Raw genomic sequence first — 13107 nt, forward strand, 5'->3', positions numbered from 1 at the left:
CTGATGTTCCAGAAAGTGCTGATCGCCAACCGTGGCGAGGTCTCCATCCGGGTGGCGCGGGCGCTGGCCGATATCGGCGTCGCCTCCGTGGCGGTCTATTCCTCCGACGATCAGGCCTCGCTGCACGTGGTGCGGGCGGACGCGACGGTGGCGCTGCCGGGCTCGGGCGCGGCGGCCTATCTCGACATCGCCGCGGTGGTCGCAGCGGCTGTGACGGCGGGTTGCGACGCGGTGCATCCCGGCTACGGTTTCCTGTCGGAGAATGCGGATTTCGCCAGGGCCTGCGCCGCCGCCGGCCTCACCTTCATCGGCCCGGCGCCGGAGACGCTCGCCCTCTTCGGCGACAAGGCCGCCGCCCGCCGGCTGGCGGCGGAGGTCGGCGTGCCGCTCGCCGCCGGCACCTCGGGCGCCACCAGCCTCGCCGAGGCCGAGGCCTTCATGGCCTCGCTCGACGGCCGGCCTGTCATGGTCAAGGCGCTGGCCGGGGGTGGCGGCCGCGGCATGCGCGTGGTCGAGGATCCCGCCGGCCTTGCTGAGGCCTTCCTGCGCGCCGGCTCCGAGGCCAAGGCCGCTTTCGGTTCGGACGCGCTCTATGTGGAAGAACTGATCCGGCCGGCGAAGCACGTGGAGGTGCAAATCCTCGGCGATGCCGACGGCGCGGTCATGCATCTCCTCGAGCGGGAATGCAGCCTGCAACGCCGGCACCAGAAGCTCGTCGAGATCGCCCCGGCGCCGGGGCTCGATCCTGTCCTTCGCGAGGCGATCTTCGCCGCGGCGGTGAGCCTTGCCCGTGCCGCGGGCGTGCGCACGCTGACGACGGTGGAGTTCCTCGTGGACGAGGCGGCGGGCCGCTTCGTCTTCATGGAAGCCAATCCGCGGCTGCAGGTCGAGCACACGGTGACTGAAGAGATCACGGGCGTCGACCTCGTCCAGACCCAGATCCGCCTCGCGGCGGGGGAGACGCTGGCCGATCTCGGCCTGTCGCAGGACAAGGTGAGCGCGCGCGGCACGGCTGTGCAGTTGCGCGTCAACATGGAGCGCATGGCTACCGACGGCGGGGCCACGCCGACCGGCGGGACGCTCGTCGCCTTCGACCCGCCCGGCGGGGCCGGCATCCGGGTCGAGACCTTCGCCCATGCGGGCTATCGCACGGTGACGAGCTTCGATTCGCTCCTCGCCAAGGTGATCGCCCATGCGCCTGCCGGCGACTGGCGCGCTGCGGCGGGCAAGGCCTTTCGGGCGCTCGCCGAATTCCGCATCGAGGGCGTCGAGACCAATCTTCCCATGCTGCAGGCGCTGCTGGCGGACGAGGACGTGCTGGCGGCGCGGACCGACACCGCCTTCGTCGAACGCCACGCGGCGCGGCTCATCGCGACGGAGCGGCTGACGCGGTTTGCGGCGGGTGCAGCCGGCACCACGACGGCGAAGGCCGCAGCCTCCGGCCCCGAGGGCACAGACCCGGTGGCCGCCCCCATGAGCGGGCGCATCGTCTCCATCGACGTCGCGGAGGGGGAGGCGGTCGCCGCCGGCCGGCAGGTCGCCGTCATCGAGGCGATGAAGATGGAGCACGTGGTGCTCGCGGAGCGCGCCGGCATCGTCCGGGCCCTGCCGCTGAAGGCCGGCGACCAGGCCGATGCCGGCGAGGCCCTCGCCTTCCTCGAACCGGCCGACGTCGCCGCCGAGGCCGGGGACGCGGGGGCGGGGGACGCGTCCGGGGCCATCCGTGCCGATCTCGCGGAAGTGCTCGACATGCACGAGGCGCTTCAGGACCACCGCCGCCCGAAGGCGGTGGCGCGGCGGCGCAAGACCGGGCAGCGCACGGCGCGCGAGAACATCGCCGACCTCTGCGACGGCGGCAGCTTCATGGAATACGGCGCCCTGGCGCTCGCCGCCCAGCGCCGTCGCCGCAGCATCGAGGAACTGCGGGAGATGAGCCCTGCCGATGGGCTCATCTGCGGCGTCGGTACCGTCAATGCCGGCCTGTTCGGCGAGGAAGCCGCGCGCTGCATGGCGATGACCTACGACTACACGGTCTTCGCCGGCACCCAGGGCTTCATGAACCACAAGAAGATGGACCGCATGTTCCGCCTCGCGGAGGAACAGCGCCTGCCCATCGTCGTTTTCGCCGAGGGCGGGGGCGGGCGGCCGGGCGAGACCGACTATATGGGCGTCGCCGGCCTCGACGTGCCGACCTTCCGGATGCTCGCCGGCCATAGCGGGCGGGCGCCGACGGTCGCCATCGTCTCCGGGCGCTGCTTCGCCGGCAATGCGGCGGTGGCCGGCTGCTGCGACGTCATCATCGCCACCGAGAATGCCAATCTCGGGATGGGCGGCCCCGCCATGATCGAGGGCGGCGGCCTCGGCGTCTTCACGCCGGAAGAGGTCGGGCCCATGGCGGTGCAGGTGCCGAACGGCGTCGTCGACCTCCCGGTGAAGGACGAGGCCGAGGCCGTGGCCGCGGCCAAGCGCTACCTCGCCTATTTCCAGGGCCCCGTGACGGACTGGAGCGCGGCGGACCAGGAGCGGCTGCGCGCCGCCATCCCGGAAAACCGCCTGCGCGCCTACGACATCCGCGCCGTCATCGACCTCCTCGCCGACGAGGGCTCGGTGATGGAGCTGAGGGCCGCCCACGGCATCGGGATGATCACCGCCCTGATCCGGGTCGAGGGCCGCCCGATGGGGCTCATCGCCAACAATCCGCGCCACCTCGGCGGAGCCATCGACGCCGAGGGCGCGGAGAAGGGCGCCCGCTTCCTCGAACTCTGCGAGGGCTACGGGCTCCCCGTGCTCTCGCTCTGCGACACGCCCGGGTTCATGGTGGGGCCGCCAGCGGAGGAGACGGCGCTCGTCAGGCGGGTGTCGCGTCTGTTCCTCACCGGCGCCGCGCTCACCGTGCCGCTGATGACCATCGTGCTGCGCAAGGGCTACGGGCTGGGCGCCCAGGCCATGGCGGCGGGCTCGTTCCAGGCGCCGGTCTTCATCGTCTCATGGCCCACCGGCGAATTCGGCGGCATGGGCCTCGAAGGGGCTGTCAGGCTTGCCTATCGCAACGAACTCGCAGCCATCGCCGACCCTGCCGAGCGCGAGGCGACCTATCAGCGCCACGTCGCCGAGCTCTACCAGAAGGGCAAGGCGGTCAACATGGCGGCCTTCCTCGAGATCGACGGCGTCATCGACCCGGCTGAGTCCCGCCGCTGGATCATGCGGGCGCTGAAGTCTGCGGCGCCGGTCGAGAAGGGCTCAGCCAAGCGCCGGCCCTTCATCGCGCCGCGCTAGCCCTCAGAACGCGACGCCGGCGGCGTCCTCATCGCTCACCGCCAGCATATCGCCGACGGCGATGCGCCCGCCCTGGGCGACGGCGGCGTAGATGCCGCAATCGGCGTGGCCGTAGCTGCGCATCAGCACGGCGGGGATCATGAGGTCGCGAACGGCGGTGGCCGGGTTGACGGTGGTGGCGGCGCAGCGCTCGGTGCGCTTCAGGCCGCGCAGGGCAGCGGTGCCGAGGGTGATGCGCTTGCCCACCCAGTCGAACTCGGAAAAGGCCGGCACTCCGTCGATATAGATGTTCGCGCGGAAGCGGATCGGGTCGATGGACATGCCCGTCTCCTTCTCCAGCGCCCGGACGCTGGCGAGGTTGATGATGGAGACGAAGCCGGAGCGCGAATCCATGAATCGGAAGCCGGGCGGGCCTTCGAAGACCTTCGGCGCGCCGGCGAGCTCCTTCGCCAGGAAGGCGGTGAAGAAGGCCTCGATGGCCGCCCGTCCGTCCGGCGTCCGCAGGTCGCCGCGGGCGACCTCGACCTCGTCGGCGACGATGGAGAGCGTGTGGCTCAGGTCGTCGTAGCGGGTCCTGAGCTTCGCCAGCGCCGCCTGCCGGGCGAGGACGAGGAACTTCTGCTTCGGCTGGTGCTCGGGATTGGCCGGATCGAAGCCGGAGGGGCCGTTCTCGACGGCGAAGAGCCGGTCGCCGGGGAAATGCGCCCCGCTGGCGAGGGTCGCCTCGGTGAGCGGTTCGGCGGAGAGGCCCTTCACCGGATAGCGGTAGAGGGCGGTGATGCGGGCGGGGGCTGTCTCGGTCATGGCGGGAAGTGAGCCATAGCCTTCGCCGGGGTCAACCGTCGAAGATGCGGCCCATCCCTGCGCCTGCGGGCTGGCCGGGGGTGACGGTCATGTGCCCCGACACGGGAGAGCATCCCATTCCTCCGGTGGGTGGCCGCCCACCGGTTTGACCCGCCTCAAAAAGTCGGCGACCCGCTCTTCTCACGGCCGCGTGAGGCCCCCATATCCGCGGCAAGCCGGTGCCTTCGGGGCCGGCAATCCATCGGTCGGACGTTTCCTTTCGGGCTCAGCGGAGACGAGCGGAACGGGCAAAGGAGTGACCTGCATGAACATCGAGAAGTACACCGAACGCTCGCGCGGCTTCGTCCAGTCGGCGCAGTCGCTGGCGCTCCGCGAGGGCCATCAGCAGTTCCAGCCGGAGCACCTCCTGAAGGTGCTGCTGGACGACACGGAGGGCCTCGCCTCGGGCCTTATCCGGCAGGCCGGCGGCCAGCCGCAGCTGGCGCTTCAGAAGACCGAGGAGGCGCTGAAGAAGATTCCGAAGGTGCAGGGCTCGGGAGCCGGCCAGGTCTATCTCGGCCAGGGGCTCGCCCGCGTCTTCGACACCGCCGAGAAGGCGGCCGAAAAGTCTGGCGACAGCTTCGTCGCGGCGGAGCGGCTGCTGCTCGCCCTGGCGCTGGAGAAGGAGACCGAGGCCGGCAAGGCGCTGGCCGCCGCCTCGGTCACACCGCAGGCGCTGAACGCGGCCATCGAGGGCCTGCGCAAGGGCCGCACCGCGGATTCGGCGTCGGCCGAGAACGCCTATGACGCGCTGAAGAAATATGCCCGCGACCTCACCCAGGCGGCGCGCGAGGGCAAGCTCGACCCGGTCATCGGCCGCGACGAGGAGATCCGCCGCACCATCCAGGTGCTGTCGCGGCGCACCAAGAACAACCCAGTCCTCATCGGCGAGCCCGGCGTCGGCAAGACCGCCATCGTGGAGGGCCTCGCCCTGCGCGTCATCGACGGCGACGTGCCGGAGAGCCTGAAGGACAAGTCCATCCTCTCCCTCGACATGGGCTCGCTGATCGCCGGCGCGAAATATCGCGGCGAGTTCGAGGAGCGGCTGAAGGCCGTGCTCTCCGAGGTCACCTCGTCAGACGGCGGCATCGTGCTGTTCATCGACGAGATGCACACCCTCGTCGGCGCCGGCAAGGCGGACGGGGCCATGGACGCCTCGAACCTGCTCAAGCCCGCTCTCGCCCGCGGCGAGCTGCACTGCATCGGCGCGACGACGCTCGACGAGTATCGCAAGCACGTCGAGAAGGACCAGGCGCTCGCACGCCGGTTCCAGCCTGTCTTCGTCGGCGAGCCGACGGTGGAGGATACCGTCTCGATCCTGCGCGGCCTCAAGGAGAAGTACGAGCAGCACCACCAGGTGCGCATCACCGACTCGGCCATCGTCGCCGCGGCGACCCTGTCCAACCGCTACATCACCGACCGCTTCCTGCCCGACAAGGCCATCGACCTCGTCGACGAGGCCTCGGCGCGCCTGCGCATGCAGGTCGATTCCAAGCCCGAGGAGCTGGACGAGCTCGACCGGCGAATCATTCAGCTCAAGATCGAGCAGGAGGCGCTGAAGAAGGAGAGCGACACCGGTTCGCGCGACCGGCTGAAGCGGCTGGAGACCGACCTCGCCGCGCTCGAGGCGCAGTCGGCCGAGATGTCGGCGCGCTGGAAGGCGGAGAAGGACAGCCTCGGCCGGGCCGCCGAGATCAAGAAGCAGCTCGACGAGGCGCGCACGGCCCTCGCCAACGCCCAGCGCAAGGGCGACTGGGCGAAGGCGGGCGAACTCTCCTACGGCACGATTCCCGCGCTGGAGAAGGAGCTCGCCACCGTCGAACAGCAGAACGAGCAGGCCATGGTCGAGGAGGCGGTCACCGCCGACCACGTCGCCCAGGTCGTCTCGCGCTGGACCGGCGTTCCGGTGGACCGGATGCTGGAGGGCGAGAAGGACAAGCTGCTGCGCATGGAGGACGAGATCGCCCGCCGCGTCGTCGGCCAGGGCGAGGCGGTGAAGGCCGTCTCGACCGCCGTGCGGCGCGCCCGCGCCGGCCTGCAGGACCCGAACCGTCCCATCGGCTCGTTCATGTTCCTCGGCCCCACCGGCGTCGGCAAGACCGAGCTGACCAAGGCGCTCGCCGAGTTCCTGTTCGACGACGAGACGGCCATGGTGCGCCTCGACATGTCGGAATACATGGAGAAGCACTCTGTCTCGCGCCTCATCGGCGCGCCCCCCGGCTATGTCGGCTACGACGAGGGCGGGGCGCTGACCGAGGCGGTGCGGCGTCGGCCCTATCAGGTCGTGCTGTTCGACGAGATCGAGAAGGCGCACCCGGACGTGTTCAACGTCCTCCTCCAGGTGCTCGACGACGGACGCCTGACGGACGGGCAGGGCCGCACGGTCGACTTCCGCAACGTGCTCATCATCATGACCTCGAACCTCGGCTCCGAGCTTCTGGTCATGCAGGGCGAGAACGAGGAGGTGGACGCGGTGCGCGACGGCGTCATGTCCATCGTGCGCGGGCACTTCCGCCCCGAGTTCCTCAACCGCGTCGACGAGATCATCCTCTTCGGCCGGCTGAAGCGGGAGCAGATGACGACCATCGTCGACATCCAGCTGAAGCGCCTGCAGAAGCTGCTCGACGAGCGCAAGATCGTCCTCGACCTCGAGCCGGCCGCCAAGGCCTGGCTCGCCGACAAGGGCTACGACCCCGCCTATGGCGCGCGCCCGCTGAAGCGCGTGATCCAGAAATACGTCCAGGATCCGCTGGCCGAGAAGATCCTCGGCGGGACGATCAAGGACGGCGACAGGGTCGGCGCGTCCGCCGCGGGCGACCGGCTCATCTTCGAGCCCGCCGCACAGGCGATGGCGGCCGAATAACTCCCGGCTGCATCACATCGGGAATACAACCCTCTTGCCAGACCGCCCGTTCGGATATCCGATCGGGCGGTCTCGTGCTGTGGAGGGATGCGATGGCTTCTCGTGCGGGTGCCGCCAAGGGTGCGGACAAGACGGCGCCTCCCCCCGCTTCGCGGACGGCCGTGCTGGTCTTTCACGGCATCGGCGACCAGCGCCCGATGGAAACCATGCTGGGCGTGGTGGACGCCGTTCTCGGTGAGGCGGAGACCGATCGGGACGCGGCGCGGCGCAAGGGCGCCATTCCCCGGTGGATCAAGCCCTATGTGGGAGAGGACGGGTCCTTCGATCTCAAGTCGGTGACGACCCCGCCGCTCGGCATGACCGAGAAGCGCCGCTACGACTTCTTCGAACTCTACTGGGCCCATCTGATGACCGGGACGCGGTTCGTCGCCGTCCTGCTCTGGCTGTGCGACCTCGCCAAGCGCGACCGCTCGAGTCTCCCCGCGGATGCGCGGGGCGTCTGGTACGGTGCCGTCACGATCCTCACCGCGGCCCTGCTGGCGGCGGTCCATGTGCTCTGGGTAATGGGAACAGGGCTCATCGGTATGTCCTGGCTCGACGTCGCCTCCCGCGCCGGCAATGCCGCGCCCCAGGCTGCCGTCGCTTTCCTGGTGATGGGCGCCCTGGTCGGGGCCTTCGCGACCTTCGGGCTCAAGAAGGGTCGGGAGACGGGCGTCGGCCTCGCGAGCCTCTTCGCCGTCTTCGCCGCGATCGCCGCCTGGCATCCGCTGGCGCTGCTGACACTGGTTCCGGCGATGGCGTGCCTCGTCATGTTTCTCGGTCCCGTCGCCACGGCGTACGGCCTCGTCGGCACGGCGGGGCTTGCTCTCTTCGTCGCGCTCTGGGGTCCGTTCTGGAGTCTTTTCGGCTTCGGCGATGCGGCCTGGCCGGTCGACGGCCGGTTGCTCGACGTGGCGCTCCTCACGCTCGGCCATCCACCGACGACGCTCTGGCTGCTCGTCTTTCTCACGCTCTTCGTCTTTCTCGCCTGGGTGTTCCTCGTGCCCTATGTCGGTGACTGCGCCCGCTACCTGCGCGATGCCCCGGACAATATCGAGGCGCGCAACCGCATCCGGAAGCTCGGCCTTCAGGTCCTCCAGGATCTGCACGACCAGCGCTCGCGCGACGGTGTCCCCCGCTACGACCGCATCGTGGTGGTCGCCCATAGCCTCGGCACCGTGATCGCCTACGACGTGCTGCGTGCCTTCTTCGTGGAGCAGATGGCCAAGGCGCGCCTCACCGACGAGGTCATCGCGGCCTTCGCGGAGATCGATGCCCTGCCGGAGCATGCGATCTCCGGCGGAACCTATGCGGTCGCGGCGACCGCGGGTGGCCTCGACTGGGAAAGGCTCGATACCGGAGGGGGGCTTTCCGCCGCGGAATACCAGGCCAAGGTGCGCGAGGCCTTCGCGATCTTCACCCGCGAGCAGGTGACGCTGGACGGCGGCAAGCCGGTCGCCTCGCCCTGGCGCATCAGCGATTTCGTCACGATGGGGAGTCCGCTCACCCACGCGGCCCTGTTGATGACGGAGCCGGGGACCGACGAGGCGCTCCGCGAAAAGGTGCTGCTCCGGGAGTTTCCCGTGGCGCCTCCGACGCTGTCGCCGGGGGAGGACGGGCGCGTGCTCTTCGCGCCGAAGAACCAGGACCCGGGCATGCCGCCGGTGCGTCCGCGCCTGCAGCATTCCGCCATGTTCGCGCTGACGGCCTGGACCAATCTCTATTTCGCCCAGCGCCATGCGGTGAGGGGCGACTTCATCGGCGGCCCGATCCCCTCGGCGCATTCGCCCGGCACGATGAACGTGCCGCTGGAAACCTCGATCTCCGGCGGATATTTCAACCACACCCACTACTGGAAGCCCGAGGAGCCACTCGGCGACCGCACCCCCCACATCCGGGCGCTGAAGCTGGCGGTGCTCGGCGTGGATGCCTGCCGGGAGGTCAACCGCACCCGCCGGAACCTGGCGGTCGGCGAGACGCTTGCCCTGTGAGCCTTGCCTTGCCGTCGGTGCCTCTGCGCCCTAGAAGACCCGGCATGACACAGATCGCCCCCATCCATGTCGTCGGCGGCGGCCTCGCCGGCTCCGAGGCCACCTGGCAGATCGCCGAGGCCGGCGTTCCCGTCGTGCTGCACGAGATGCGGCCCGTGCGCGGCACCGAGGCCCACAAGACCGAAGGGCTCGCCGAGCTCGTCTGCTCCAACTCCTTCCGCTCGGACGATGCGGAGACCAACGCCGTCGGCCTCCTGCACGCGGAGATGCGGCGGACCGGCTCCATCATCATGAAGATGGGCGACGCCCATCAGGTGCCGGCCGGCGGGGCGCTCGCCGTCGACCGCGACGGCTTCTCCCAGGCCGTGACCGCGGCGCTCGAGGCCCATCCGCTCGTCACCATCGTGCGGGAGGAGGTCGCCGGCCTGCCGCCGCCCGACTGGGACAGCGTCGTGATCGCCACGGGGCCGCTGACATCGCCCGCGCTCGCCGCCGCCGTCGGCGGGCTCACGGGCGAGAAGGAGCTCGCCTTCTTCGACGCCATCGCGCCGATCGTCCATTTCGATTCCATCGACATGGACAAGGCCTGGTTCCAGTCGCGCTACGACAAGGCGGGGCCGGGGGGCACGGGCGCCGACTACATCAACTGTCCGCTGGACAGGGACCAGTACGAGGCCTTCATCGACGCGCTGCTGGCGGCGGAGAAGACCGAGTTCAAGGAATGGGAGGGCACGCCCTATTTCGACGGGTGCCTGCCCATCGAGGTGATGGCCGAGCGCGGCCGCGAGACGCTGCGCTGGGGTCCGATGAAGCCGGTCGGCCTCACCAACAAGCACAATCCGACGGTCAAGGCCTATGCCGTCGTCCAGCTGCGCCAGGACAACAAGCTCGGCACGCTGTTCAACATGACGGGCTTCCAGACCAAGCTCAAATATGGCGAGCAGGCCGCGATCTTCCGCATGATCCCGGGCCTCGAGAAGGCCGAGTTCGCCCGGCTCGGCGGCATCCACCGCAATACCTATCTCAATTCCCCGAAAGTGCTGGACGAGACGCTGCGCCTGAAGGCCGAGCCGCGTCTGCGCTTCGCCGGCCAGATCACCGGGTGCGAGGGCTATGTTGAGAGCGCCGCCATCGGCGGCATGGTGGGCCGTTTCGCGGCTGCCGAGCGACTCGGGCGCGTGCCGACCCTGCCGCCGGCGACGACCGCGCACGGCGCCCTCATCAACCACATCACCGGCGGCCACGTCGTCACCATCGACGAGGGGCCGCGGTCCTTCCAGCCGATGAACGTCAATTTCGGGCTGTTCCCGCCGGTCTCCGGCGTGCCGACCAAGGGGCCGGACGGCCAGCGGCTGAAGGGCTCCGCCAAGAGCCAGGCCCGCAAGAAGGTGCTGAGTGCGCGGGCGCTCGCCGATTTCGACGCCTGGCTCGGCGGCAACGCGCGTCTCGCCGCGGAATAGGCCTCAGCGCCCGGTCTGTGCCGTCACGCGGGTCTCGGCGCGGTCCCGCGTCATCAGGTTGTCGATGCGCTCGCGCTCGGTGCGGAAGGCGGCGAGCATCGGACCGGCCAGCTCGCGGCCCCGCGGTACGCGCACGCGCATCGGATCGACGAAGCGGCCGTTGACCATCACCTCGTAGTGGAGGTGCGGTCCGGTGGAGAGGCCGGAATTGCCGAGATAGCCGATCACCTGGCCCTGGCGGACGCGTGCGCCCTCGGTGATGCCGCGGGCAAAGCCGGAGAGGTGCGAATAGGTCGAGGTGTAACCGTTCGGGTGCTCGATCTCGACGCGCCGGCCATATCCGCCCGACCAGCTCGCCTTGGAGATCACCCCGTTGCCGGCGGCGACGATGGGCGTTCCGATGCGGTCGGACCAGTCGACGCCGGAATGCATCTTGAAATAGCCCATGACCGGGTGGCGCCGCATGCCGAAGCCGGACCGCATCTGGCCGCCGGCGATGGGCTTGCGGATGAGGAACTTGCGGGCCGACTTGCCCTGCTCGTCGTAGTAGTCGACGACGTTGTCGGCGGTGGAATGGAAGCGGTAGTAGCGCCGCGTCTCGCCGCCCGTGGTGATGGACGCGTACAGAATGTCGCCGCGGCCCGCCTCGCCCTCGTCGTCGGAGGCGTAGAGGACCTCGAACAGATCGTTGGAGCCGGCGCGGCGGGAGAAGTCGACGTCGTTGCCGAAGACGCGGATAAGCTCATCGACGATGGGCCGGGGGATTTCCTGGCGCAGGGCGGTCTCGTAGATGGCCGCATAGAGGCGAAGGCCCGAACCCTCGTCGTCCTCCTCGGAGTCGTCGGTGACGGTGACGGCCTCGGCCGGATCCTCCACCGCGACGTAGCGGCCCTCGTCGGTCTGGGCGACGGCGGCCTCGGGGGCGCCGCGCTCGCCGACCAGGATGACGCGTACCGGCTGGTTGCGGCCGGAGGGGCCCTGGGAGAACAGCACGCGGATGCGCTGGCCGTCGCGCAGGGTGATCTCGCGGCCGCCGCGGGTGAAGGCTGCGGCAATGAGCCGGACGTCGTCGCGCACGGCGCCGAGTTCGAGCAGGATCGAGGTGATGGTGTCGCCTGTCTTGGCGATGACGGTGCGGTCGGGGGCTGCGGCCTCGGCTGCGGCCTCGGCCGCGCGCTTGGCGACCGTGACGACGTTGGGGTCGTCCGGATCGAGAGCGGCACCGCGCGGGCGCAGCGGGGTGAGCACGCCGCCGGCGGGAAGAGCGAGGGGCAGGGCGAGATCGGCCTGGCTCGCCGCCTCCCGCACCTGGCCGAGGATCTCCTCGGTCGACAGCGTCATCATGGTGCGCTGCTGCGGGGGGAGGGAGGCGATGTCGCGCATGACGAGCGTGACCTCGCCGTCCGTCTCCGGCGCCTGTTCCTCGGCGCGCTGTTCGGTGGTGTCGCCGGCGAGGAGGCGCAGCGGGTTGAACTCCGGAATCTCGTAATTGCCGCTGGATGTCTGGACGAGATTGGCGACGACGCGGATGTGCGGGCGGACGCGGATGATCTCGCGATCGCCGACCCGCGAGGTCTGCGACACGCGGATCGTCTGCTTGGAGGAGGAGAAGAGATCGGCCAGCGGGGTGAGGCGGTCGCCCTTGCGGGCGGTGTTGGTCGGGCGATCCGAAGCGGGGCCGTGGGTGCGGGTCAGCGGCTGGACGAGTTCGGCGGGAGCGGGCGGGCGGGTCGGGTTCTCGAGCGCGGCCCAGACGGCGCCGCCCATGAGGCCCGCGCCGCAGAGCCCTGTGAGGACCGTGCCCGAGAGCCAGCGGACGTTGACGCGGCGAGCCTCGATGCCGCGGCGCTCGCTGCCGTCGCTCGACAGCGGCGCCTCGTCCCCGAGCGTCGCGCTGGGGCCGCCGTTGTGGGACAGCGTCGATCGGCCTGACAGAAGCAAACGCAAAATCTCCGAGCGATCCCAGCGGGCGGTCCGCGGGCGGCGAGGCGCGGCGGACGTTGCCCGCCCGGCCCGCATCCGTCAAGCAACCGCCCGCGCGAGAAAGGCTGGACGAATGTGGCGTCCTCAGGGCTGGACGGTGCGGTCCGGCCGCGCGGGCGGGAGCTGCTGGCGGGGAGGGGGCCACACCCGTCGGCGGTGATGTCGGGAAGATCGGGACGCGCGCGCACGTGGGAGGGAACCCCGGCCCACGACCCACGTTGACCCCGGCGCAGCGCAGCGCGCCCTGTGGAAAAGTCCTTGTCGAATCGCCGATTGGGCCGTTCAATCAAGGACCTGAGGGCGTGAACAGTGGGTCCCGGATCAGCCTGTCGGCAGGGTTCTGTCGTCGGGCCGTCATTTTTTTCCGGAACCGTGTTGACAGTTCGAACGGGCCTGGCCTATAAACCGCCCATCGACGCGGCGCCGCGCTTTGACCGGCCCGGTTCTGCGTCTCTGAAGCTTCTCAGTCACCTTCTGGTGCATGGTGCTTCCGGCCTCCGGGTTGGAAGGCGGGTTTCAGTCGCCCTTTGGGTGGGAGCCTCCGGGTTCCGGTTCTTTGACAACTGAATATGGGAAAGAGAAACGTAGGCGGCGGAGTTCTTGCGGACCGGTCTGGTAACAGGTCGGTCAAGACGAGACTTCGGCAGTGCTA

At 69.9% G+C, this 13107-nt stretch carries 6 protein-coding genes; 4 read left to right on the plus strand and 2 right to left on the minus strand.

Annotation, left to right across the window (positions count from 1 at the left end; all coding sequences use genetic code 11):
- On the plus strand, positions 1-3276 hold the full coding sequence (locus ACT6XY_RS13945) for a carboxyl transferase domain-containing protein (protein ID WP_444748933.1): 3276 nt from the start codon (positions 1-3) through the stop codon (positions 3274-3276).
- Positions 3277-3279: 3 nt separating this feature from the next.
- On the opposite strand, the gene ACT6XY_RS13950 is transcribed toward ACT6XY_RS13945, so the two are convergent.
- The gene (locus ACT6XY_RS13950; protein WP_444748927.1) at positions 3280-4080 is read right to left on the minus strand and encodes an MOSC domain-containing protein; all 801 of its coding nucleotides are present in this window, start codon (positions 4078-4080) and stop codon (positions 3280-3282) included.
- Positions 4081-4384: 304 nt separating this feature from the next.
- Here ACT6XY_RS13950 and clpB point away from each other — a divergent pair, with 304 nt between their 5' ends.
- The 3 genes from clpB (at position 4385) to trmFO (ending at position 10472) form a co-directional block, all read left to right on the plus strand.
- The gene (clpB, locus tag ACT6XY_RS13955) at positions 4385-6982 is read left to right on the plus strand and encodes an ATP-dependent chaperone ClpB (protein WP_444748928.1); all 2598 of its coding nucleotides are present in this window, start codon (positions 4385-4387) and stop codon (positions 6980-6982) included.
- Between the two features lie 92 nt (positions 6983-7074).
- On the plus strand, positions 7075-9012 hold the full coding sequence (locus ACT6XY_RS13960; RefSeq protein ID WP_444748929.1) for a hypothetical protein: 1938 nt from the start codon (positions 7075-7077) through the stop codon (positions 9010-9012).
- Between the two features lie 44 nt (positions 9013-9056).
- Positions 9057-10472 (plus strand): methylenetetrahydrofolate--tRNA-(uracil(54)-C(5))-methyltransferase (FADH(2)-oxidizing) TrmFO, encoded by a 1416-nt coding sequence (trmFO, locus tag ACT6XY_RS13965; RefSeq protein WP_444748930.1) that lies wholly within the window; start codon positions 9057-9059, stop codon positions 10470-10472.
- 3 nt (positions 10473-10475) lie between these two features.
- On the opposite strand, the gene ACT6XY_RS13970 is transcribed toward trmFO, so the two are convergent.
- Positions 10476-12413 (minus strand): M23 family metallopeptidase, encoded by a 1938-nt coding sequence (locus tag ACT6XY_RS13970; RefSeq protein ID WP_444748931.1) that lies wholly within the window; start codon positions 12411-12413, stop codon positions 10476-10478.
- Positions 12414-13107: the final 694 nt, after the last annotated feature.

Source organism: Phreatobacter sp., from assembly GCF_052440005.1.
GTDB lineage: Bacteria > Pseudomonadota > Alphaproteobacteria > Rhizobiales > Phreatobacteraceae > Phreatobacter.